Below are 23,432 nucleotides of genomic sequence, written 5' to 3'. Positions count from 1 at the left end.
TATGCAGAGAGTGCTTTTAATGAACAGCGAATGATTAGGCAGACGTCCGGGTAATGCTCGCGAACAAGTTCGGTAATACATCAGGCAGTCTGTTGGCATCATCCAAAACTGAATAATGGCCTTCACCAAATATCTGAGCGACGTAATTGTCCGCGTCCGGATCTATCGTCAGACAGAATGGAGTGATGCCTTGCATTAACACATCATCGATAGCATGTTTGGTATCAGCCTGAAGATAAAGCGGATCACGGCTGTCTATGTCCGCAGGTTCTCCATCGCTGATCATTAACAGTAGCTTTTTTCGCTGGGGTTGCTGAGCCAAATATGTTTTGGCATGTCGCAATGCTGCGCCCATTCGTGTCGATAAACCGCCTTCCATACCAGCTAACCGGGATTTTGTTATGTCATCGTATGCTTCATCAAAATCTTTAAAGCGTTGGTAACGAACATCACTTCGTCCGTTGGAATTGAACCCATGAATGGCAAATGGATCTCCAATACCATCAATCGCATTTGCCAACATCACTGTCGCTTCCTGGGCAATATCCAGCACTCTGAGATCACCGTGATTTCTAGGTAGTGAATCCACGGTCGATTGAGAAAGATCCAGTAGAACCAATACGGCTAAATCCCGCTCGCGCCGAATAAGCCTTTGGTCAATGTTCATATCCGGCAGCGCGCCACGACGAATTTCTTTCATGGCATCAATTGCCGCATCAAGATCCAACTCATCACCTTCAAACTGTTTTCTCAGTCGCTGAAGCCCTTTAGGTTGAAGCGCTTCAACGATGGCTTTGATTTTCCTGAGTTGAGCTTGCCGGCTTTCTACGAGTTCATCGATTTTAGAAGCAGTACTTTTTTTTACCGAACGCTCTGTGAGTGTTACCCATGCCGGGCGCATTTGATTTGCCGTATAGTCCCATTCTGGATAGTGGAAGGGGGATGATATTTGTTGTTTGCCTTCCAGTTCATTCATGCTGACGTTTTCAGGATCGCCATCCCGAAAAAACTCAGACTCCAGAATCCATACTTCCTGAGCGTTATCATCAGCCAGTTCGTTGTCTATTTCATTGACCATTTCCATCACATTGACGGTTCTTTTAACCTGAGGTTCAGAAAGAAGCGGCCATTGATAAAACTCATCACCGTTTTCAAACCAGAGGTAAGTATTGTCGTCACGATAAAAAAGCTGATTAGGCAAATTGCCCTCATCACTGATCTCTATATCACAAGCTAAACGTCGGGCTAGCGTGTCTGTATGGACTTCCTGTTCTAAAGAGTTATTCATGCTCAAAGCATTGAACGTATTAACGACGTAAGTGAGATGCGCTGGAGCATCTTCAGCATTACCTGATAGCAATGCCAGTGACAGTTGGTTGGCTTCGTCGTTACTTTTTTTGACTTGAGCAAGATGGAAGGGCATCCATAGTTGGCGCAAACCGGGAAAATCTCTGATTGCTAACGCTTCGACGCGGGCATCTTCTACGAGTCCGTAACAGTAGCGCTGAATGTCAGAGTAATCGCCGTGTGGTTTTGGTCGAGAAAACATCAAGTGCGCTGCGGCATGAGTCACAGACGCTCGGTATAAATTTTTCGCCGAAAGTGTTGGATTGCTGGGTTCCTGATCTTCCATGGCATCCGGCAACAAAATGGTGCCGCTGTGAATAGTAGATAGTGGCGAAGAATTTTGTTCACTTTCGGCGCCATTGATCTCGATAATTCTGGGACGGAGAAAGAAATCGCGGCCCCAGATAGCACGGAGGTAAAAATTAAGTTGACGCTGGGCATCTACAAAAAGGGTACCGCGGCGCTGTCTTTGAAAAATATTCTGACTTTCCGGTGACGCGAGTGTGAAGTAACTGTGTAGGGAATCTATCTGGTTTGCATGTGATTTAGCGCCAATGAGTGCCCAGTGACGCAAGCCTAAAATGGGTAACGATGTGAGAAAACTGGGAGATCGCGTGAGAAATACTTTAAGGCACCTAGGCGCAGTCCGAGCTAATTCCTCAACAAGCTTTTGGTAGATGTTTAAGCCATCCTTTGAGCAAAGCCTTTCCGCGACAGCAGGCAGGGTATTCAGATATTGAGATAGGCGCTCCGAACCTAACCATTCAGACAAGGTAACAATGGTATTTCTTATATCAAGTGTGACGCTGTCACCTATGTGGTTATGAGTATTTGGAACGGATAACAGGAATGCAGTTATTGATTCATCAGATTGATTTTTATCGAATAAATCTAATGCCGCCGTCAAATATTCATTCAGATCAATGGTACTCATCAGTGCTTCAGCTTCCTGAAAGCCAGTTTCAAAAGCGAACTTTAACCCATCTGCTTTTTCTACCAGCTGCGCTTCAATTCTTTGTTTATTGGCGCGTATTCTGTCATCCATATTTAGCCCCAAAATCTCTCATCAGAAGCAACCCTGAACCGTTGTTTCCAAGGTTTCTCGAATGTCTGTGTCATCGCTCAGCGGACGAACCAAAGCCATGTGGCAGGCCGCAACAGGGGGAATGCCTTTCTTGATAAGTTGTGCGGTATACACCAGGAGGCGGGTAGAGATACCTTCATTGAGCCCATGTCCCACGAGGTTTCTGGCGTGTTTGGCAATTTGAATCAACCGACCGGCTGTGCCTTCGTCGATACCAGTTTCATGACAAACAATTGAGGTCTCGGTTTCCTCATCCGGATACCCGAATTCCAATGCCGCGAAACGCTGTTTGGTGGAGGTTTTAAGATCTTTCATCAGCGTCTGGTAACCGGGATTGTAGGAGATCACCAATTGGAAATCGTCATGTGCCTGCAGCAGTTCACCTTTCTTTTCCAGAGACAGTGTCCGGCGGTAGTCAGTCAGAGAATGAATAGCGACGGTCGTATCCTGACGCGCTTCAACCACTTCATCGAGATAACAAATCGCTCCGATTCTCGCTGCGGTCGTCAAGGGGCCATCTTGCCAGTAGGTGCCTTCTGCATTGAGTAGGTAGCGGCCAATTAAGTCGGAAGCTGTCATGTCTTCATGACACGAAATCGTGATAAGCGGTTTACCCAATCGCCAGGCCATATGTTCGATAAAGCGGGTTTTCCCACAGCCCGTGGGACCTTTGAGCATCATAGGAATGCGGGAATCATACGCGGCTTGGTACAGCGAAATTTCATCGCCAGATTCTTGATAGTAAGGCTCGTTGGCAATCAGATATTGATTGTTAAGCGGCACAGGTTGGACTGCCTGACTCATAGTGAACTCCGTAACGAATGAGCTAAACCAACAGGGAAAAAGGGCTGGGAGACGCAGGACCGCACATTCCCAGCCAAGCCCTATCGAGAAGGTTTACCCAAACAGCACCGGAGAAGTTTGGGTAAGTTCGGGGTTACTCAAATCCTGGGGCGCGGTAGATAACCATGGATGCTCCCTGACTTTGGCGATAGTTGTCATAACCAATCAAACGAACATGGTGGTTCGGATTCAGGTTATGGCAGAGCTGCGCTTCGTTCAGGATCTGATCGACATTGGTTTCACCAAACATGGGCAGTTTCCACATGTACCAGTAAGAGCTTGCCGCTTCTTCCGGCTCAGTGTGCTCAATGGCCGGGTTCCAACCTTTGCTGACAATGAACTCGACCTGACGGCGAATCTGTTCAGCGGTCATTCTCGGCAGATAAGAAAAAGTTTCAAACTTGCGGCTGTGCGGGTCAGTCAGCCGCGACGAATAATCCATCACTTCACTCATTGGGATTCTCCTTCATCTATCACTAGGCGTGCACAACATCGAGTTTGTCGACTGTATCGAATTCAAACTTGATCTCTTTCCACGTTTCCATGGCGGCCTTCAACTCAGGGCTGTGTTTCGCTGCCTGTGTAAGAATGTCTTTGCCTTCACGTTCCAGCACACGGCCTTCGTTGCGCGCTTGTGTACAAGCTTCCAAAGCGACACGGTTGGCAGCTGCGCCTGCAGCATTACCCCAAGGGTGACCCAAAGTACCGCCACCAAACTGGAACACCGCGTCATCGCCGAAGATAGACACCAACGCCGGCATATGCCACACATGGATACCACCAGACGCCACAGGCAGAACGCCAGGCATAGAGCCGAAGTCCTGATCGAAGAAAATGCCACGGGAACGATCTTCCTTAATGAAGCGATCACGCATGATATCGATCCAACCCAGCGTCGCCTCACGGTCGCCTTCGAGTTTGCCCACCACGGTACCGGAATGAAGATGATCACCACCTGACAGACGCAGGCATTTCGACAGCACGCGGAAATGGATACCGTGGCGGGGGTTTCTATCAAGAACGGCGTGCATCGCACGGTGAATGTGGAGCAACATACCGTTTTCACGGCACCAGTTCGCCAGACCTGTGTTGGCGGTAAAGCCCGCGGTCAGGTAGTCGTGCATGATGATGGGCATGTCGAGTTCTTTCGCAAATTCAGCGCGACGATACATTTCTTCCGGGGTAGGCGCGGTCACATTCAGATAGTGGCCTTTACGCTCTCCGGTTTCACGCTCAGCGCGGTGAATGGCTTCGGCGACATACTCGAAACGATCACGCCAGCGCATGAAAGGCTGGGAATTCACGTTCTCGTCATCTTTAGTGAAATCCAACCCTCCACGAAGACCTTCATAACACGCGCGGCCATAATTCTTCGCCGACAAACCCAGCTTGGGTTTAATGGTGCAACCCAACAGCGCACGGCCGTATTTGTTGAGCTTGTCGCGCTCGACTTGAATACCGTTCGGCGGTCCGCCACAGGTTTTCACATACGCGATGGGGAATCGCACATCTTCAAGCCGCAAACCACGAATCGCTTTAAAGCCGAATACATTACCAACGAGCGACGTCAGCACGTTAACCACAGATCCTTCTTCAAACAAATCGATGGGATAGGCGACGAAGGCATAGAAGGTACTGTCATCACCAGGCACATCTTCAATCGCGTAAGCGCGTCCTTTGTAGTAATCCAGATCCGTGAGCAAGTCAGTCCATACCGTGGTCCATGTACCGGTCGAGGACTCTGCAGCAACCGCGGCGGCGGCTTCTTCTCTTGGCACACCCGGTTGGGGTTCGATTTTAAAACACGCCAGAATGTCGGTGTCAGCGGGGGTATATTCGGGCATCCAGTATGTTTCCCGGTACTCCTTTACACCTGCCTGATAACTCTTAGCCATAACCCATTTCCTTCTGTGAATCGCCAGATGGCTTGAAACCTTCTGATGAAGATTGCTTGTGATTAAGTGTTGGGAAAGGGCGGCCACAAGTGAAATTGGTTCTTCTTATGCTCAGGATAAGAAGTTCTGTTAAAAGGCAGATTTTCACCATTTTGATGACGAGATATAACGATAATATATTGACTTTGTTAAGATATTTTTGATTGATGTCGATTCGACAAAGCAGAGTTTTTGTCAGGCACTAATTCACTAACAAACTGATTTCATTTGGTTAAGTGTTCGAATATCAAGGCTATAAGTTTTCCTTATCATCTTTGCGGCTATTCCTGATTGGAGTCACCGTAACCGACTGGATAACTTGGAATGCAGAAGGAATTTTATTTTGCGTCCAAGGAGACCGTCATGGCATTGATCAGTTTGAGACAATTGCTCGACCACGCCGCCGAATTTGGATACGGCGTTCCCGCATTTAACGTCAACAATATGGAGCAGGTACACGCCATTATGGGGGCTGCTGCCAGCTGCGATGCGCCCGTGATCCTGCAAGCGTCAGCGGGAGCCAGAACCTATGCAGGGGCAGGGTTCCTGCGTCATTTAATGCTGGCATCTGTAGAGCAATGGCCAGAAATTCCCGTCGTCGTACATCAGGATCACGGGGCTTCACCCGCCGTCTGTCTGCAATCTATTCAGCAGGGGTTTACTTCCGTGATGATGGACGGATCCTTGCTCGAAGACATGAAAACGCCCGCGAGTTACGAATATAACTGCGACGTAACAGCGCGGGTGGTTGACATGTCCCACGCTGGTGGCGTTTCTGTAGAAGGGGAGTTGGGCTGCTTAGGCTCACTCGAAACTGGCACAGCAGGGGAAGAAGACGGCTCCGGTGCGGAAGGGGTGTTGAGTCACGATCAATTGCTTACTGATCCCGAAGAAGCCGCCATGTTTGTGCGTCAAACAGGCGTTGATGCTTTGGCCATCGCTATTGGTACCAGTCATGGTGCTTACAAATTCAGCCGTCCGCCAACCGGCGACATTCTTGCCATCGAGCGTGTAAAAGCCATACACGAAAGGATCCCGGATACGCATTTAGTGATGCACGGTTCATCTTCCGTGCCTCAAGAGTGGCTGCAAATCATCAATGAGTTTGGTGGAGATATGGGAGAAACCTACGGCGTGCCCGTTGAGGAGATTGTCGAAGGGATTCGCCACGGCGTTCGCAAAGTGAACATTGATACCGACCTTCGCATGGCAAGCACAGGCGCGGTGCGACGCTTCCTCGCACAAAATCCCAGCAACTTTGATCCCAGAAAATTCCTCGTAGCTGCCACCAAAGCCATGGAAGCCTTGTGTAAAGAACGCTATCAAGCCTTTGGTTGCGCAGGTATGGCATCGAAAATTAAACCTGTCAGTCTGGAAGTTATGTCTGCCCGTTATGCTTCCGGCGAATTGAATCCCTCCGTCAGATGAAATCGATCTGAACCTACAACGCATTTCATTTGAAGGAGAAAACTATGTCAGTGAAGCATCCCATTGTAGCAGTGACCGGATCATCCGGTGCTGGCACCTCAACAGTGAAAAACGCGATGGAACAAATTTTCCGTCGCAACCAGTTCAAAGCCGCCGTGATTGAAGGCGACAGCTACCACAAATATGACCGCGCAGAGATGCGCGAAAGGCTGAGGAGGGCGCAGGAAAAAGGGAAGAACCTGAGTCATTTTGGTCCTGAAGGCAACGATTTCGCCGAACTGGAGAAAACCTTCCGCGCCTATGCAGAATCAGGTACTGCGCTGCGTCGTTACTATGTTCACAACGAAGAAGAAGCTCAGCTTCATCAATCACGCCCCGGCACTTTCACCGATTGGAGCCAGATACCCGAGGGATCAGATCTTCTGTTCTACGAAGGTCTGCATGGCGGCGTGGTCACTGCTGCCAGCAATGTCGCGCAATACGTTGACCTTTTAATAGGTGTGGTTCCCATTGTGAACCTGGAATGGATTCAAAAAATCCACCGAGATACCCATGTGCGAGGCTATAGCAGAGAAGCTGTGACCGATACCATTTTGCGTCGTATGCACGACTACGTTCATTACATCACACCGCAATTTTCACTCACGGACATCAACTTCCAGCGCGTGCCTATGGTGGATACCTCTAACCCGTTTATCTCGCGGGATATTCCCACTCTGGACGAAAGCATGGTGGTGATTCGTTTCCGTGATCCCAAGAAAACCGGCGTCGATTTCCAGCACCTGCTCAATATGATTCACGGATCGTTTATGTCCAGGCGCAACAACATCGTCGTGCCTGGCGGAAAAATGGGATTCGCGATGGAGCTGATCATGCAGCCATTGATTGAAGAACTGGTACTGCACGGTTCTAACCGTGTGAGTGTTGAAACCACCCATGATCGCTTCTCGAAGCGCGTGCCAGCGCTGTAAGGAGGAAGCATGATCAGGAAAGGAACGACATTTACCCGTTTTATCATCGAAGATTTACGAAAATTGCCCGAAGCGACAGGTGACTTTACCTTGCTGCTCAACACCATTGTCACTGCCTGTAAAGAGATTGCAGACGACGTGAGCCGTGGGCAACTCATCAATGTACTTGGTTCAGCCGACACTGAGAATATTCAGGGCGAAACCCAGAAAAAGCTCGATGTGATTTCCAATGAAATCCTGATCAAAGCGCTGGAATGGTCAGGGCATGTAGGCGCGATGGCATCGGAAGAAATGGAAGAGGTTTATCCAATTCCCGCCAAGTTTCCCAAAGGGAAATACCTGCTGGTTTTCGACCCCTTGGACGGTTCTTCAAACACCGAAGTGAATGTTTCGATTGGGACGATTTTCTCGATTCTTCGCTGTCCATCGGGCGTTTCAGCGCCGACAGAGCAGGATTTTCTGCAACCTGGTGCCAGTCAGGTGTGTGCAGGGTACGTGCTCTATGGGCCTGCTACCAATCTGGTGCTGACCACAGGGCAGGGCGTGAATGGCTTTACGCTGGACAGAGACATTGGCGAGTTCATTCTCACCCATCCCAATCTGACCATTCCTGACAAGACCAGCGAGTTTGCCATCAATATGTCGAACCAACGCCACTGGGAACCTGCGGTAAAACGCTATATCGACGAGGTTGTCGAAGGCAAAGAAGGCCCACGAGGACGTGACTTCAATACCCGTTGGGTAGCGTCCATGGTCGCAGAAGTGCACCGAATTCTAATGCGTGGTGGCATATTTCTTTATCCGCGGGACAGCCGTGAGAACGTGAAAGAAGGGCGCTTGCGTCTACTTTATGAAGCTAACCCTATGAGCTTCATCATCGAACAGGCGGGAGGCGCAGCATCAACGGGTAGGGAACGTATTCTTTCCGTTAAACCTCACCGTTTGCATCAACGTATTCCCGTCGTTATTGGCGCCCGTGAAGAAGTGGAAAGAGTGGAACGGTATCACCTCAGTATGGATAAAGAAGCGTAACTTAATGACCTAAATAGGAAATTAAAGGTAAATCATCATGATAATAGAGACTTCTGAAACCCACTCGTCTTTGGGCGATTTTTTGAAAATGCGGGAAAGCGATCTGCAATCTCTGCTTTTCGATATCGTCAGAAGTACGGCGTTCAAAACGATACTTCCACTGTATCAGCTCGGTTTGGCTAACACCGATATTGGCTACAAAGACAATAATGACATAGTGACCGCCGCCGATACGGAGATGCAGAACCGTTTGATTGATGCGTTTTCTACCTACTGGCCAAACATTGGGGTACTCAGTGAAGAACAGCCTATAGAGACACAACAAGCTGTTTTTAAAAACAAAAAAAGACCGTTCTGGGTGTTGGATCCGATCGATGGAACCAGCAATTTTGCCTTTGGCATACCGTATTTCTGCACATCTTTGGCACTGATCTTCGAAGGAGAGATTCGTGTTGGTCTGGTTTACGATCCGATCAGGGATGAGTGTTTTTACGCTTCTCAGAGGAATGGCGCTACACTTAATGGAGTCAAGCTGTCTGGTTTCACCCAAATAAATCAGGCGGATAGCGAGAATAACTTAAAAAGCACAATGGCTATGGTCGACTTCAAGAGGTTGCCACAAGCACTGGCTACAGAACTTGCTGCCAAGCCGCCATATCGTTCACAACGAAGTTTCGGGGCGAGCGCGTTGGATTGGTGTTGGATAGCCGCAAATCGTTGCCAGCTTTATCTGCACGGAGAACAAAAGCTGTGGGATTACGCAGCAGGAACTTTGATTCTGTCAGAAGCCGGCGGCATGTCATCATCGTTTGATGGCAGCAACGTGTTTAACCAATCCATGCAGGCAAGGTCAGTCATTGCCGCCACACAGCCAGCGCAGTTTGAGCGATGGCAACAACTCATCAACCAACATCTGTAACCGGATCGGCATCAGCCACACAAGCCAGGCCGCCGCATCCGGCTTTCGATAATTCACCAAAGCTAGAAGAACTCTGTTGGAACAGAATGATCCAATATGAGCGTCTTAGAGAATTGGTAATTATCTATTTTATGGTAAATAGATAATTACGTTTAATAGACTGAAATCTTTGAAGAAAGTGGGTAATGACAGACGTAGGAGAGTCAGATTTGGCGTAGCCGCACATCACATTTAACATAATATACATAATGCGTACTGGAGGTGTAGGCGCTAAGTTGTAATGTCACTTTTAAGCACAGTTAAAATGTCCTCTAGTTCTTGATAAAAAACTTCGCCTCCTTGGACGTAAACCGATGCTGTTCAAAGTACTTCAAGATGTCGTAAACAACTTCTTTTACAAGCCGTTGCCGTAGTTCAGTCAAAAAAGAAGCCCGCAAATCGGGCTTCTTTACTAAAATCTATCAGTCCAGCGAATTGAATAAAGAAGATATGGGTCTCTGATCGCTATAACACTATCTTCAGCGTCAAATTCGATAAGAGGAGCCTTAACTTCCTCCTCTGTATCGTTGTCGCTCTCCTCGCAACTTCCAACACTTCCAAATACGTGCTCCGCACTGATGTCACTGATCTTTGTACAAGCCTGAAAAATACCAGTACTTTGAGGTGGTGTTTCACAAATTGACTTAATCTTTTCGTATAGCTCATTGTATCGAGTAATCATCGATGCTGGGTCTTTCTTTAGAGCTTTAAGAGTTATTGAATAAACATCACCTGTTGACCCATCCTTCAATTGGTAGCTGTTTCTAGGTTTACCCTTAGTCTTAGCGCCAGCCAACAGTTTTGAAATGAGGTTGTCAAAATCAGTTGTTTGACTGACTTTGACGCAGGTCTGTCTAAATTGATCCGAATTAGGAGTGATGTCTCTAGGAGCTTCTTGGCTGCAATGACTTGTCCTAGCTTCCATGACTCTACAAAGGTGCAGGCAGAGAGATTGCATAAGTTGAGGAGAGCCTGCCGCCTCAGAAATTAACTTACCCTTGGCTGTTCCATCAATAGCAAAATTTAGTTGCGCCAATCCGGTATCTACAATCTTTAGCAGTTCTGTATCCGACCAATAAGAAAGATCTATTTTGAAGAGCCTGCCCTGTAAATCTGAATTAGCCCTAATGATATCATCAGAGTGATAAGGGACTGATGCATAGACCACGGACACTTGGCTTCTGATTAGCTCTTTAACCTGCTGAGCAATCAAAGCTTGTATTTTCGGATTTATGTAATGGAAGTCATCAAGAAAAATAACTTTGTTTGAACCTGATAGAAGCTCAGTAACCAAGTTGAAGTAGTCGCGCGTTTGTTTAGTTGACCTTTGAGCAACGTTGCCTTCAGTTTCTGAAGTTGAAGCTCCCGCTCCCACAGACACACCCATGGCTTTTACACTACCTTTTGCATCAAATTTGGTTTGGCTTGTTGCGCTGTCACTGTTCGTTCTTTGACTTTCGTATGGCACACCAAGTTTATCTAAAACTTTCTTCCACACATCTTCTGAGTCAGTAATACCTCCACCGGTGACGGTAATGAGGTTGTCAGAACCGATTGCACTCTCCACCAAAACTGTTTTGCCTGATTTTGATGGGCCGCTGATATGTTGTTTCCACAATGGCGGGATGCAATTGCCAGCTTGACCTATTACGGCTTGGAAAAGCCGGTGTTGAAATGGCTTCGCCGTTTTTCCAAAAAGCCAAGTCAGCTTGATCCGGTGAAAGCTTAGATGCGAAGAGGCCCTGATAATCAGGGCCTTTTTGACTGAATTGTAAAAATTACAAACGTTCTTGTGCTGATTATGAATCACTTGAATTAAATTGATTGCATATTCTCGTTTTGCTCAAAAAACAGACTCCATACTTTTCGGTGCCTAATTGCGTTTACCGAACGAAACACCATAAGGAGTTTGTAATGAAGAATTGGAACACCTTCAGATGGCGTATTGCTTACCCACTTGTCACGGTCTTCATGCTACTGGGTTGTGATAGTGGCTCCGGCACAACACATCAAAGTACCAGTGCAAATAAGGATACATCTCAAGCTGACACATCCGAATCAGCAACGCCAAGCAGCCAAGAAGGCATTAAAGGCTTTCAATTTCTGGGAACCCAAGCAACCAATAACGACGAAGATAAAGATACCAATAAAACCGTCAACCTCTCAGGCTCCTCAGGAAATATCACAAACGCCTCCACACCAACAAACTCTGGCGTGAGCAGTCCATCAAATACAACATCCTCATCCTCAACGGAACCTTCCTGGTCTCCCTCCAATGTATCACCAACACAAACCGCCAATACCAACACAGATAACACCTCCAGTGAGACCGCTAACTCTGCAAGTGTTGAATCTGCGTCTGTAACCGCTGGATCGCCGGACAGTAAACAAACAACGACTTCTGCAGGATCAACAGGCAACGCGAATCAAACACAATCAGTAGCAGGCTCACAGGCCTCAGAGGTCTCTTTGACAACAGAAACCCCTGGCATCTCAGAAACCGGCAGCACCTCAGAACAACAATCAGCATCGACAGAGGCTGCTAAAGAAACATCAGAAAGCGTGGACGGGAGCAGCGATACAGCCCTCTCAGCAGGTAGTGATACGTCAGATCAGCTTGAAACCACGACGGAAGGAATCGGTTCAGAGTCAGCAACGTTCACTGCGTCACTAACAGAAAGCACTGCTGATACTGATAAGAACGCCCCAGAATCACAAGCTCCAGATCCAAGCTCAACGATTGAGACTACAAGCACCGATGCCACCACAGAAGAAGACACTCCATCGACGATTACCGATAGAGGAACGTCGGAAAATACCAGCGGTGAGAACCACACTGCTCTTTCGACAGGCAGTGAAGCTTCAGACCAAACTGAAACAACGACGGAAGTAACTGGTACAGAGTCAGCAACGTCCACTGCGTCTCTAACAGAAAGCGCTGCTGATAGTGATAAGAATGCCTCAGAATCATCAACCATAGATACGAATGCAACCACAGAGACAGAAGCCGTTGGTGAAAGTACAACAACGACTAACACAGAAAGTGAATCTGGTTTAGTGTCTGCCCAGAGCACTGATGTAGGGAGTGATACATCGACAAGTCACGCGTCGGCCGGGGTGACAGACCAATCAACGGAAAACGTTGAAGAAAGCGAGGCGCTAGTAGAAGAAGACACTACGCTGACCGCATCAATGACAAATGAAAGCGCCTCTGGCAACTCAGATAGTTCTGAAGCCTCATCAAGTATTGAAGTCCTTCCGGATGTGACAACGGAATCAGAAGCTTTTTTGGCTGCATTGGTCGAAGCAACACCGCCACAGAAAACGTTGAAGCTGCACCAACGAAACGCCTGACAAAAATTGAACTGGCGCCCTATTCATCCGTTGTGTTTTCCGGCACTGTTCAATTCACGGCGACGGGTACTTACGACGATGGCACAACAGAAGATATTACTCAGCAAGTATTTTGGTATTCATCCAATAGCCACATTGGCGATCTAGACCATAATGGATTAGCAACGCTCTACAATGAAGGCTCTATTAATGTATCTGCCAAGCTGGACGGCATATCCAGCAACGAAGCATTTTTAACGGGCAAAGAATTAGTTTGCGGCCATAAATTCAACCAGCCTTTCCAGTACGCTGCGAACGATAGAGATAGCGCCAATGCGGCAGGCGGCTGCGTTAAAATTGCCGAAACCGCGCAAGGTACCTGGTTTACGTCAGCGCCTAGCGCTCAAGCTGTGATTGATTTCGAATTCCCTGTCGCAGGCACTACCTATTGGGAAATGGGTCATCGGGGCCCTAAGGGGAACTTCATATCTCTGAATTACCAAGAATCAAATGCTTGGTGTAGCTGGCTGAATCGTCTGGAATTTGCCGGTCGCCAAAACTGGAAAATGCCTAATAACAGTCAATTGAAAGATCTTCACTCTCAGCTCGGTGATATGCACATAAACTATGGCTGGCCGGGTCTCTGGCACTATTATTCCACGGATCGAGGTTGGCTGGGGTATTGGACCCGTTCCCTGAAAAACAGTTTTAGCTGGGACGTGTTCGCTAACGACAGGCATAACACCTCATGCATGTCTGTGGGATAGCGCTGACTTGACACTTCTCGTTTGAACGATGATCTATTCAACCAAGCGGGCTCTGATGTCTATACCCAAACAACCTGAAGTTGGTTGGGTATAGACGCTGCGCGGGTTTGAATGATTGCGGAGATCAATCCTTCCTTTGCGGTCTATTAGCTTCCTCCATCGTTACACATATTGTTACAGCTCTAAGGAATACATGAATGGAAACGTTAATCGAACACCGTATTATTGCAGCCGAATGTTTACATTCTCTTGGAGCAGTCTGGCTATCAGCCATGGATTAAGACAGGGACCGTTTTGCAAGGAAGTCTTTATAAACAGCAATAAAAAGGCTTTACGATGAAGAAAATGACTATCGCATTGGTTGTCGCGTTATCCGCACCCACTTTTGCGTCTGATACGTCAGACGATACTTATCTTTTCGGCGGATACAAAGGCGGTGATCGTAGCGGTTTTGCTCTGGGGGCTGGCTATCAGTTCAGTGAAAGCTTGGGCCTCGAAGCCTCTTACGCCTATGGCGGTGATGAGAGTTTCCTTGAGTTCGAAGGAAACAGGGTTACCTATCGAAACAAGGTTAATGTCACTTATCACTCCACACACTTTGATGCGGTATGGAGCAAGGAAATGTCGCCCTACTTCATCCCGTTTGCTAAAACGGGGATCGCTTACAACGTTGGAAAATCGGACATGACAAGCACCTTCAGTTCTGGACAAATGTCATCCCGTGACAGTGAGATTAGACCTCATTTGGGCTTAGGTGTTGAGATGCGTTTGCCTTCTGAAAGTAACGTATTTGCCAGGATGGAATACAACACCTACCTCATGTCCAGCCCAGCCAGTGACAGTTGGTGGGGATTGAATCTGGGTTACCGGTTTAGCTAATAACTGCCGCTATAAGCTTTATCATTAAAGGGGCTGAATCTGGGGCTCTTTAGGTTGGCTTGCTTTGTATTTCTACTGGTAATTTCAAAAAATAAAGCCCTCTTTCGAGGGCATTTTCTTACGAGTTGTGTCTACTCAAACTTTGAATTTGTTTAACTCACTTTCCTGCTGGCCAGCTAAATCCGATATCGCGACACAAAGCGACTCCTGCTCTTTGGCTTGCTGAGAAAGAGTTTCACTGATGTCACGGATGTTGTCTGTATTCTGTTGGATATCAGCGGCAGTATCACGCTGTCTGAACGAGGAGTTAGAGATCTCAGTGATCAGTTCGTTAATACGGTAAATGTGGCTGTGGATGTGGGTCAATGCTTCATTCGCGCCCAGTACTTCTTCCTGTGTACTTGATGCCGTATTGCGGCTTTGAATAATGACACTTTCCGCTTCGCCAACACCAGCTTGAAGCTGGGCAATCATGTTTTTGATTTCTTCCGTTGAAGTTTGGGTGCGTGAAGCCAGTGCACGAACCTCATCGGCAACAACAGCGAACCCTCGACCCATTTCGCCAGCACGAGCCGCTTCGATCGCGGCATTTAATGCCAGTAAGTTGGTTTGCTCAGCAATGTCGGTGATCACGGTTAGGATGGATTCGATGTTCGCGCTGTAGTTAGCCAGTTCGTTGACTTTGGATACTGCGGTTTCCATTTCGCCCATCAACACTTCTATAGACGCTTTGGTTTGCTCAACAGAACGCCCACCTTTGTTAGTGGCCTCACTACTTTCCGCTACCGCTTCGGCGGCGTGGCGCGCACGCTCAGCTACGTCATTGGAGATCTCTGTCATTTCATGAATGGCGTTGGACACCAGATTGATCTCATTGAGCTGGTGATCAGCGCCCTGCGCTGCATTTTTGGCAGTGGATACTGTCAGGCTGACATTGTTGGAGACTTCGCCAGAGGTGGTTTTGATATTGGTGACCAGCGCTTGAAGGTACTTGATAAAGCCGTTGAACTCGTTAGAAACGCCACCGAATTCGTCATTACTTTTAATGGTAAGACGCTTAGTGAGGTCGCCGTCACCGCTGTTAATTTCTTCCAGACTTTCACGGAGGTTTTCCAGAGGTTTAAGTTGACGGGAAATCAGCAAGCTAAGCAAAATCCCAATAAGAATGGCGCAACCGGCCGTGGTCGCTGCTGCGGTGAATCCAAAATTATCGCTGTGCGCCATAACAATGGATTTATCAAGCACAACACCTATCAACCAGTTACTGCCTCTCAGACCATCAAGCGGCTGAAATGCAGTGAAAGCAGCTCCGGCATCGACCTCAACTTCCTGAAATGTATCATCCAGCACGGGTAATGTGCCTTTGAATAGCTCACTGAGTTTGAGTCCATTTAGCTCGCCATTTGGGTGGCTGATGATGGTGCCGTCTGCACTCAACAAAAAGGCGTAACCGGCATTGTTGAAATTGAGGGTGTTGAGCGCTTCTGACACGGTTTTTAAGCTGAGATCCCCACCAAAGGCTCCTTTGGATTTGCCGTTATCATAAAGATTGGCAACAACGGAGATGAGAATTTCTTTGGTCGCGGCGTCCGGATATGGGTCGGTCAGCATCGCAGAATCGTTTTTCTTGGCAAAGGGATACCAAGGACGTTTCCGAGCATCCCAGCCTTCTGGATTCCAAGTTGGATCATTGGTGATGCGTTTCCCATCGGTGTCGAGCCCTCCAAATATCAGGATAAACTCGTCTTTAAGCATCGGAAGATCGAAGGTGCTTTGAATGGTTTCTGCACTGAAGTCGGCATTGATGTTTCCGGCCATCATATCGATGAGGGCGAGTTTACCGTTCAGCCAGTTGGTTATTTGCTCTCCCATGGCAGCAGTGGTTTCAAGGGTGTTTTGTTGTGAGCTGATCAGCTCTTCCTGTTTGACGCTCTGGTATTGAAACCAAGAAAGCGCCGAGAGTACTCCGATAACAACTGTTGTAGAAAGTAGAGCAACACGATAAGAGACTTTCATTTGCGATACCCGTCATTGATTAGGTGGATCAATTTTTCTTATATGTATCGCTTAATGAAGCAGACCATTTAGTCTCAAGCTAGGGCTTGTTAATGATTATTGTGTTATTTGTAAATATAATGAGCTGAATGTGTCAGTATATTTTACACCCAGCTTTTTTTCCTCGATCTTTCAGTGTATTGAACTTGAAGCATGACAAAGTGAATCGCCTGTTTTTATAGGCTTTTCACCCGGACTGAGACCTTTACTCCGCGGTACTCTACTTGCTCTATTTCCTCAAACCCAATGCGGCCGTATAAACCTCCGTCTAGCTGTTCGGTTTGGAGGTGAAGTTTTTCAATACCCAAGTCTCTCGCCAAGCGCTCTAACTCACCAACCATCTGAGATGCGACCTTCTTGCCACGATGGGCTTTTTCTACATAGACGCCACCGACCCAATGTTCCTTGTCGGTGTAGATGCTCATTTCGTGATAACAGAGGTAGGAACAACCGAGGATCTCGTCACCTTCAACGGCATAGATCATCAGTGGCAGTTTGTCTCTGTTGAGGTATTCGCTCAGCTTGGCTTGGTTGCGCTCTAGCGTCGCTTCCGGGTTCAGGTGGCCCCATTCATTGAGAAACCACTGAGCAACGGTAGGAAGTGTTTCTGGCTTATCTGCAAGGAAGATGAATTTCATGATTTGGCCTTTTCCAGAAGGTTCTTGGTTTTTAACCAAGAATACAGACCATAGAAGATACCGCCTAATGGAAATGCCCAAAGCGAGAAAGAGAGCGCTTCTATGAAGCCTTTTCCGGTAAAAAGCGGCGTGATAGCGGCATAAAAAATCGCGGTAGGAATTCCCCACAACAACACACCGTAAACCAGTATGTGTTTGGGCATCCCCATCGCGATCTTTTGTTCTAGTTTCTTGAGGTCTTCTGGATTCGTCACTGTCGGCTCGTATGCATGATAGTTAAGTCATGCGTTGTTTATGCCTTGGTGACTTGCTCCTGCAAAGTTGCCGCAATGATTGTTGCGAGTTCAGTCGCAGGCGTTTTGGTGCTGTCTAGTTTGAGATCATATTTCAGATGATGTGGTGATGTGTAGAAGCCATGCCTCACTTCATCTAACGTTCTATCTCCTCGGTCAAATGTGCGTCTCTCTAACTCTGCAAGTTCGCAGACAAGACCAACATATAAACGCTCATGGCGCTCGAAAGCCAGATCCATTTTCAGTGCTCGCTGTGGCGTTGAAATCACAGCATCAAAAATCACTTTGTTGCCTGCTTCAAGCAATGCATTCACACAAGAGAATGCCCCGTTCATCAGGGTATTTGGGTCCAGTGAACGCCAGTCATTTTCCTGATTACAGCGCTGAAGCACTGACGGTGGAAGTGAATAGACTAATGTGTCGATAGAAAAATACAGCCAGTTTTCTGGAAGAAACTGCTCCTGGAGAGCTTTTGCCAGCGTGGTTTTACCCGCTCCAGAGGCGCCATCGAGAACGATTAAATTTGGGCTCATAAAGAAAATTGCCTCTTTGTTGTTTTTGTTGGCGACATCATTCTTGTTATGTGAATCTGAGGGAAGTTTTTCCGGTTTATGTGGAAGAAAAATGCGATCCATACGCACTCTGTTTCAATGATGAGTCACACATTTTTTAGGTAATTTCACTGCAATATCGAAGGTGTTTGTAACTGACCGATGTACCGATTGCACTCAGAATAGACCAATCTCGAATTACTGATTACTCGCCTTGTAGCCCGCCACTGCTGTACTAATGTTCTGAAAAACACAGATAAATATGAGCCTAACCCATTGGGCCGTAACAACAATAACGTCAGTAACTACATCAGGGGAAATAACGTTGGCTAGAGTTCTTATCATCGCTGGTGACTTCGTTGAAGACTATGAGATCATGGTGCCCTTTCAAGCGCTTCAGGTTTTAGGGCACGCGGTTTCTGTGGTTTGTCCGGGGAAATCAAATGGCGAAACCATCAAAACAGCTATCCATGACTTCGAAGGCGACCAAACCTACGCAGAAAAACCAGGCCACAATTTCACGTTGAATGCGGATTTCGATGCGGTATCCGAAGCCTCGTTTGACGGTTTACTTTTACCTGGCGGACGCGCACCAGAATACCTACGTTTGAACGAATATGTGCTCAACCTGATCACTGCGTTCAACAACAAAAACAAACCGATTGCTGCCATTTGCCATGGCGCCCAGTTACTCACGGCATCGTATGTGGTTTCAAACCGTGCGATTTCCGCTTACCCCGCTTGCGCGCCGGAAGTTCGTTTGGCTGGCGGTGAATTCACAGACATTGCAATGGACGAAGCCATTACCGACGGTAACCTCGTCACGGCACCAGCATGGCCAGCTCATCCTGCCTGGCTCACCCAGTTCCACACACTGCTTACTCAATAACTATAACGATCCATCACTAAGCCTCCCATTTGGGCGCGATTCGCGCCCTTTTTTTATTAGGCTTACTTTTTGTTTAAACCTCATATTTTCAGTTAGATAAGTCGTCGGATTTTCGAGTTATCCAGATTGAGCTTATGCGAACGAATGTTAAGTTATAGTGCGTTAAAGTTATGTTTATACGCTATAGCCACTGTTCAGTTTCCGTCTTCGCGGAATAGAAAACATCAGGTGCGAAATCCCGTAGTGAGTCCGGTGTTAGCTGGGGTTTCGCCACCACGACGTAGCGCAGTGGTCCGTTGAATGTCATGGCGTCGAAAGGATAACAGGTCACCAGAGTGACGCGATCATCGTCCGTTTGCTCTATCCACTGAGTGTCGGATTCATGAGCGATGCTGATTTCTTCCACGCTGTAATACACCTGAGTGCCGGCGCGGGTCTCAATGCTCATGGAATCACCCGGCTTTATCTCAGCTAATCCCGCGAAATGGGTGTCGTTATGACCGTAGATGACGACGTTTCCCCTCCTTCCCGGCAAAGCAGTTTGCATCTGCAGTGTGGGACCAAACGCCAGGTTTCGCATGTTTGCGCCAGACAACACCCACTGCGGCTTGTTGTTCTTCAATGCAATCTTGGCGATGGGATAAGTATCAGCCCACGGCCAAGGGGCTTGGTTCTCGCCCGTTTGTTTCTGCTTCTCCCAAGCATGGGCAATCATGAATTGGGCAAGTTGCGCCTTGGCTTTGATGTATAGGCCATTTGCCATGATGACACCTCCACACAGGAAGCTGGCGATAAAAACGAGTTGCCAGGGCTTCTGTGGAAAATAACGACGGATGACTTCCATGTATACTGACCTTCTATTGAAAAACGTCACGCGATGCGCGACTGAAGCGAATCCCTACCGCACTGACAGCCAGCATTAATCCACCCAGTAACATCATGAAGGAGCTTCTTAAACCACTTTGCAGCATGGCGACGTTGTTTTTGGGCGCATGTGGATTGATTTGATGTGGCTTTGCTTTCTCATCCAACGGTCGGCTTGGGTTGTTATCAACGGCGACCAGCGATGTATGCTTGGTGACAATGTGATGGTTTAAACCTAGCTCTGTGATTCGGTTTTCTTTCTCACCTGCACTCAAGCTTTGATTGAGGGTGATACTTTCTATTTGTTTGCGAGCCCAAAGTACATCGATACCTGTCGCAGCGCCCGCCTGAATCGCTTCAAGGTCAATATCGAGTTGCCATGGTGCGTCACTTTGAATGCCTGTTAGCTGTAATGTGCTCGCGTTTTCAGGGATGGTAAACGCCAAATCCAAAGGCTGGGTTTTGTACAGATCCGGCACTGGGTTTGGCCATGCATCGACAGGCTCGCCGTTATCCCATTTCACGGTGATGTCTTTCATTACTGGGCTTGAAAGCTTTTCAAACAGTGGCTTTAGGGACGTAGAAACTTCGTTGAGGTTGCTGATATGGGTGAAGCTTCCTTTACCTGATACGGCGGCGCGCTGCATAAAGGCACTGTTTGGCGCAGAGCCGATCCCTACGGTAAACAATCTTCGATCTTTCAATCCTTTGCTGATTAAGCCGTACAGTTCGTCTTCATTGCCGATGGCACCGTCTGTCATAAAGACAATCTGATTCAGGTAACCAGCCATTGGCTCTGACGCATACGCCAACTCTAATGCTGTCGCCATTTCGGTGCCGCCATCTGCTTCGATGCCACGAACAATACTGCTGACTAAACCGATATTCTTGAGGGTTGCTTGCACAGGCACTGACGAATAACGACGCGCTTCGTGGTTAAAGATAATCAGGTTGAAGTAGTCATCGGCTTCGAGGCTGTGCAGCGCGTAGATGACGGCTTCTTTGGCTTGCTCGATGGACTCACCGTACATGGAGCCGGAGATGTCCAACACCAAAGTGATGTTTTGGGGGATGCTGTTGGCCTGCTTCGATTGCGGCGGCATCGCCATTAAAAGACCGTATTTTTCGCCTTCCTTTTCCTGAACAAACAAAGCAGCTACTGGCATGCTGGCAGCCGCTGGTCGCCATTTCAGTACAAAATCCTGATTGGCGATTTCCATTTCACTCAGTGTGACGGAATAGCGGCTATCAGTGACTTTCTGGACATTAATGGAAGCCGTAGTGCTTTCAACAAAATCAATGGGCAAACCCATATTGATGTCGGCTTCCAAGGTAAAAGCGATTTCATCTTCCAACAGCGGATCACGATACTCCGGCGTGATTTCATTGGCATCCGGCACCTGACGCGTTGCCACAGCCCAACCGTTTTGCATTTCCTGCAACGGCGTTACCACTTCTTCAACGTGCTGTTCACCTTCTTCTGCGACTGGGGCTTCTGTGTCACCTCTTGCCTGGAGTGCCGTCGAACCTGGCAAACCCGGAATGTAGCGATGCGTGAAGGTGGTTGGGAAACGAAGGCTGAATTCGCCATCTTCATAGTGAACCGTCTCCTGATATTGGATATTCACCACAATGGTTTCACCAGGCGCGACATTGGCAATCTGCGTAGAGAACAAGTTCGCTCGGTGCAGTTCCACCAACGAGGCTTTTTTGCCCTGCTCAGCGGCACGGTTGAAGGTTTCCCTCGCCTGCTGTTTCTTTTGGATTTCACCTTCAATGATGCGCTCACCGATTTGAATCGTCAGATGATCAACCGCTGCATTCTGAGGTAGCGGAAACAGATAACGGGCGTTAATCCAATCGTCTGTTGGATTGGTAAAACGCTGTTCGACCTTCACACGATTCACCAGACCGTTTATCACCATATCTGCACTGGTGGAAAGCTGAGGTGCTGCCGTCCAGAGTTTGTCTTCGCTGTTTTGCGTTTGTATATACAAGCCGCCTTCTTCCTCACTGGCAAAAGCAATTGCCGGGAGGAACATGATGAAAAGCGCTGTCAGCAACCAATCTGCCAATGGCGCTTTGAATGAGACTTTGGAGATTTTCAGGGAGTACATTGCCACTTCCTTGACCTGTTGTTATTGACTGGCATTACACCAAATCAATCTGTCGGTTCCGGGTAGCAACTGAGGCCAATTCAGACCAATTGTGGCAAGATTATGGCAGTGCAACACTAACAAGTTATAGTGCATTATAAGATGTAAAACAGCAGGAGACATGCTCCTGCTTATCTTATTGATTTAACGTGTGGTCAGTCGTATCTACCCTTTCACACAAACCACTTGCTTCAAGGTATGTACAACTTCAACAAGGTCTTTCTGTGCTTCCATGACTTTGTCGATATCTTTGTAAGCGTGCGGGATTTCATCGATCACTGCTGCATCCTTTCGGCACTCAACACCTTCCGTCGCAGCCTCCTGATCTTTGATGCTATAAACCTTTTTCGCCTGTGTTCTCGACATGACACGCCCTGCGCCATGGCTACAGCTTTCGAAGCTTTCAGGATTACCCAGCCCTCGAACGATAAAGGACTTCGCCCCCATGTTACCAGGGATAATCCCCAGTTCGCCCTTGCCAGCCCTCACCGCGCCTTTACGGGTGACATAGCACGACTTTCCAAAGTGCGTTTCCCGCGAGATATAGTTATGGTGACAATTCACCGCCACGTCTGCCGTTTCAAATGGCACTGGGATTTGTTTTCTCAGCGCTGTAATCGCATTGATCATCATGATCTCACGGTTCTTGGCAGCGAAATCCTGCGCCCATTCGACGGCTTCCACGTAATCGTTAAAGTAGTCGCTACCCTCTTCCAAATAAGCCAAATCCTGATCGGGAAGGTGGATTTGGTGGCGTTCCATCTCTTTCTTCGCCAGTTCGATAAAGTAGGTACCAATGCGGTTTCCTACTCCGCGGCTGCCTGAGTGAAGCATGATCCAAACGGCGTCGTTTTCATCCAGACAAAGCTCCAGAAAGTGATTCCCCGTTCCCATGGTACCCAGATGGTTAACGTGGTTGCTTTTCCTGATCGCCGGATGCTTATGGCAGATGGCCTCGAAGCGCAGTTCCAGCTTTTTCCACTCTTTTGCTACCACTTCAGGGATGTTGTGCCACGCGCCGCGGTCGGTTTTCCCTCGCCCAGATGTCCTTCCATGAGGAATAGCAGACTCAAAGGCATGTCGGATACCACTAAGGTTATCCGGTAGCTGTGAGGCTTTCAGCGAGGTTTTGGTCGCAAGCATCCCACAGCCGATATCCACACCTACTGCTGCCGGTATCACGGCTTTAACCGAGGGGATCACGCTACCAATCGTGGCTCCCATACCAAGGTGGACATCTGGCATCACGGCAATATGGGAATGAACAATATCCATAGACGCAATGTTATTCAGCTGTTGGCGTGCCTTATCTTCAAACGGTACGCCTTTGGTCCACGCTTTTATCGTTGCTTTGTTTTCGTTCTTAATTTCGATGTAGTTTTCAGTACACATTGTGCTTTCCTTGATGAC

General features: G+C 47.9%; 20 protein-coding genes. 8 read left to right on the top strand and 12 right to left on the bottom strand.

The window, feature by feature from the left end; genetic code table 11:
- Positions 1-34: 34 nt before the first annotated feature.
- From QL223_RS15965 to QL223_RS15950, 4 genes are all read right to left on the bottom strand, one after another.
- Positions 35-2,392: a VWA domain-containing protein gene (locus QL223_RS15965; protein WP_281545284.1), complete on the bottom strand. Its 2,358-nt coding sequence runs from the start codon at positions 2,390-2,392 to the stop codon at positions 35-37.
- A 21-nt stretch (positions 2,393-2,413) separates the two neighbouring features.
- Complete coding sequence (locus tag QL223_RS15960) at positions 2,414-3,235, bottom strand: CbbQ/NirQ/NorQ/GpvN family protein (RefSeq protein WP_281545283.1); 822 nt, start codon at positions 3,233-3,235, stop codon at positions 2,414-2,416.
- 133 nt (positions 3,236-3,368) lie between these two features.
- Complete coding sequence (locus QL223_RS15955) at positions 3,369-3,728, bottom strand: ribulose bisphosphate carboxylase small subunit (protein WP_002537135.1); 360 nt, start codon at positions 3,726-3,728, stop codon at positions 3,369-3,371.
- 22 nt (positions 3,729-3,750) lie between these two features.
- Positions 3,751-5,169, bottom strand: a complete 1,419-nt coding sequence (locus QL223_RS15950) for a form I ribulose bisphosphate carboxylase large subunit (protein WP_251879526.1) — start codon at positions 5,167-5,169, stop codon at positions 3,751-3,753.
- A gap of 402 nt (positions 5,170-5,571) precedes the next feature.
- Between QL223_RS15950 and fba the strand changes: the two genes are divergently transcribed.
- The 4 genes from fba to QL223_RS15930 all read left to right on the top strand — a co-directional run bounded on the left by fba (position 5,572) and on the right by QL223_RS15930 (position 9,558).
- Complete coding sequence (fba, locus tag QL223_RS15945; protein WP_281545282.1) at positions 5,572-6,636, top strand: class II fructose-bisphosphate aldolase; 1,065 nt, start codon at positions 5,572-5,574, stop codon at positions 6,634-6,636.
- Positions 6,637-6,680: 44 nt separating this feature from the next.
- Positions 6,681-7,607: a phosphoribulokinase gene (locus QL223_RS15940; protein ID WP_002537127.1), complete on the top strand. Its 927-nt coding sequence runs from the start codon at positions 6,681-6,683 to the stop codon at positions 7,605-7,607.
- A gap of 9 nt (positions 7,608-7,616) precedes the next feature.
- A complete protein-coding gene (locus tag QL223_RS15935; RefSeq protein WP_281545281.1) occupies positions 7,617-8,639 on the top strand; it encodes a class 1 fructose-bisphosphatase in 1,023 nt (340 codons plus the stop codon).
- A gap of 88 nt (positions 8,640-8,727) precedes the next feature.
- The gene (locus tag QL223_RS15930) at positions 8,728-9,558 is read left to right on the top strand and encodes an inositol monophosphatase (RefSeq protein ID WP_281545342.1); all 831 of its coding nucleotides are present in this window, start codon (positions 8,728-8,730) and stop codon (positions 9,556-9,558) included.
- A 451-nt stretch (positions 9,559-10,009) separates the two neighbouring features.
- Here the strand turns inward: QL223_RS15930 and QL223_RS15925 are convergent, their stop codons facing one another.
- Entirely contained in the window at positions 10,010-11,407 is a 1,398-nt protein-coding gene (locus QL223_RS15925; RefSeq protein WP_281545280.1) for a hypothetical protein, read from the bottom strand.
- A 104-nt stretch (positions 11,408-11,511) separates the two neighbouring features.
- Here QL223_RS15925 and QL223_RS15920 point away from each other — a divergent pair, with 104 nt between their 5' ends.
- The 3 genes from QL223_RS15920 to QL223_RS15910 all read left to right on the top strand — a co-directional run bounded on the left by QL223_RS15920 (position 11,512) and on the right by QL223_RS15910 (position 14,576).
- Positions 11,512-12,951: a hypothetical protein gene (locus QL223_RS15920; protein WP_281545279.1), complete on the top strand. Its 1,440-nt coding sequence runs from the start codon at positions 11,512-11,514 to the stop codon at positions 12,949-12,951.
- Between the two features lie 32 nt (positions 12,952-12,983).
- A complete protein-coding gene (locus QL223_RS15915; protein ID WP_281545278.1) occupies positions 12,984-13,697 on the top strand; it encodes a hypothetical protein in 714 nt (237 codons plus the stop codon).
- A 336-nt stretch (positions 13,698-14,033) separates the two neighbouring features.
- Positions 14,034-14,576, top strand: coding sequence for a porin family protein (locus QL223_RS15910; RefSeq protein ID WP_281545277.1), 543 nt, complete (start codon positions 14,034-14,036; stop codon positions 14,574-14,576).
- A gap of 135 nt (positions 14,577-14,711) precedes the next feature.
- Here QL223_RS15910 and QL223_RS15905 read toward each other — a convergent pair whose 3' ends face one another.
- The 4 genes from QL223_RS15905 to QL223_RS15890 all read right to left on the bottom strand — a co-directional run bounded on the left by QL223_RS15905 (position 14,712) and on the right by QL223_RS15890 (position 18,095).
- On the bottom strand, positions 14,712-16,592 hold the full coding sequence (locus QL223_RS15905; RefSeq protein ID WP_002537114.1) for a methyl-accepting chemotaxis protein: 1,881 nt from the start codon (positions 16,590-16,592) through the stop codon (positions 14,712-14,714).
- A 215-nt stretch (positions 16,593-16,807) separates the two neighbouring features.
- Positions 16,808-17,269, bottom strand: a complete 462-nt coding sequence (locus tag QL223_RS15900; RefSeq protein ID WP_281545276.1) for a GNAT family N-acetyltransferase — start codon at positions 17,267-17,269, stop codon at positions 16,808-16,810.
- Entirely contained in the window at positions 17,266-17,523 is a 258-nt protein-coding gene (locus QL223_RS15895; protein ID WP_002537110.1) for a hypothetical protein, read from the bottom strand. The genes QL223_RS15900 and QL223_RS15895 overlap by 4 nt, the downstream gene beginning before the upstream one ends.
- A 38-nt stretch (positions 17,524-17,561) precedes the next feature.
- A complete protein-coding gene (locus QL223_RS15890) occupies positions 17,562-18,095 on the bottom strand; it encodes an AAA family ATPase (protein WP_281545275.1) in 534 nt (177 codons plus the stop codon).
- A gap of 343 nt (positions 18,096-18,438) precedes the next feature.
- Between QL223_RS15890 and QL223_RS15885 the strand changes: the two genes are divergently transcribed.
- Positions 18,439-19,002 (top strand): DJ-1/PfpI family protein, encoded by a 564-nt coding sequence (locus QL223_RS15885; protein ID WP_281545274.1) that lies wholly within the window; start codon positions 18,439-18,441, stop codon positions 19,000-19,002.
- A 181-nt stretch (positions 19,003-19,183) separates the two neighbouring features.
- Here the strand turns inward: QL223_RS15885 and QL223_RS15880 are convergent, their stop codons facing one another.
- The 3 genes from QL223_RS15880 to QL223_RS15870 form a co-directional block, all read right to left on the bottom strand.
- Positions 19,184-19,846 carry a class GN sortase gene (locus QL223_RS15880; protein WP_281545273.1) on the bottom strand — a complete coding sequence of 221 codons (663 nt, stop codon included), beginning with the start codon at positions 19,844-19,846 and terminating at the stop codon, positions 19,184-19,186.
- A gap of 13 nt (positions 19,847-19,859) precedes the next feature.
- Positions 19,860-21,983, bottom strand: coding sequence for a marine proteobacterial sortase target protein (locus tag QL223_RS15875; RefSeq protein WP_281545272.1), 2,124 nt, complete (start codon positions 21,981-21,983; stop codon positions 19,860-19,862).
- Positions 21,984-22,187: 204 nt separating this feature from the next.
- Positions 22,188-23,414, bottom strand: a complete 1,227-nt coding sequence (locus QL223_RS15870; protein ID WP_281545271.1) for an RtcB family protein — start codon at positions 23,412-23,414, stop codon at positions 22,188-22,190.
- Between the last annotated feature and the right edge of the window lie 18 nt (positions 23,415-23,432).

Source organism: Grimontia sp. SpTr1 (assembly GCF_947387585.1).
Taxonomy (GTDB): Bacteria; Pseudomonadota; Gammaproteobacteria; order Enterobacterales; family Vibrionaceae; genus Enterovibrio; species Enterovibrio indicus.
The sequence above is the reverse complement of the archived record's forward strand: the minus strand, read 5'-3'. Positions and strand labels throughout refer to the sequence as shown.

Excerpts from the sequence above, each read along its gene's own strand:
- QL223_RS15910 (WP_281545277.1), top strand. The coding sequence starts at position 14,034 with ATGAAGAAAATGACTATCGCATTGGTTGTCGCGTTATCCGCACCCACT.
- QL223_RS15875 (WP_281545272.1), bottom strand. The coding sequence starts at position 21,983 with ATGTACTCCCTGAAAATCTCCAAAGTCTCATTCAAAGCGCCATTGGCA.
- QL223_RS15950 (WP_251879526.1), bottom strand. The coding sequence starts at position 5,169 with ATGGCTAAGAGTTATCAGGCAGGTGTAAAGGAGTACCGGGAAACATAC.
- QL223_RS15900 (WP_281545276.1), bottom strand. The coding sequence starts at position 17,269 with ATGAAATTCATCTTCCTTGCAGATAAGCCAGAAACACTTCCTACCGTT.
- QL223_RS15920 (WP_281545279.1), top strand. The coding sequence starts at position 11,512 with ATGAAGAATTGGAACACCTTCAGATGGCGTATTGCTTACCCACTTGTC.
- QL223_RS15960 (WP_281545283.1), bottom strand. The coding sequence starts at position 3,235 with ATGAGTCAGGCAGTCCAACCTGTGCCGCTTAACAATCAATATCTGATT.
- QL223_RS15955 (WP_002537135.1), bottom strand. The coding sequence starts at position 3,728 with ATGAGTGAAGTGATGGATTATTCGTCGCGGCTGACTGACCCGCACAGC.
- QL223_RS15930 (WP_281545342.1), top strand. The coding sequence starts at position 8,728 with ATGCGGGAAAGCGATCTGCAATCTCTGCTTTTCGATATCGTCAGAAGT.
- QL223_RS15870 (WP_281545271.1), bottom strand. The coding sequence starts at position 23,414 with ATGTGTACTGAAAACTACATCGAAATTAAGAACGAAAACAAAGCAACG.
- QL223_RS15940 (WP_002537127.1), top strand. The coding sequence starts at position 6,681 with ATGTCAGTGAAGCATCCCATTGTAGCAGTGACCGGATCATCCGGTGCT.
- QL223_RS15965 (WP_281545284.1), bottom strand. The coding sequence starts at position 2,392 with ATGGATGACAGAATACGCGCCAATAAACAAAGAATTGAAGCGCAGCTG.
- QL223_RS15935 (WP_281545281.1), top strand. The coding sequence starts at position 7,617 with ATGATCAGGAAAGGAACGACATTTACCCGTTTTATCATCGAAGATTTA.
- QL223_RS15890 (WP_281545275.1), bottom strand. The coding sequence starts at position 18,095 with ATGAGCCCAAATTTAATCGTTCTCGATGGCGCCTCTGGAGCGGGTAAA.
- QL223_RS15880 (WP_281545273.1), bottom strand. The coding sequence starts at position 19,846 with ATGGAAGTCATCCGTCGTTATTTTCCACAGAAGCCCTGGCAACTCGTT.
- QL223_RS15905 (WP_002537114.1), bottom strand. The coding sequence starts at position 16,592 with ATGAAAGTCTCTTATCGTGTTGCTCTACTTTCTACAACAGTTGTTATC.
- fba (WP_281545282.1), top strand. The coding sequence starts at position 5,572 with ATGGCATTGATCAGTTTGAGACAATTGCTCGACCACGCCGCCGAATTT.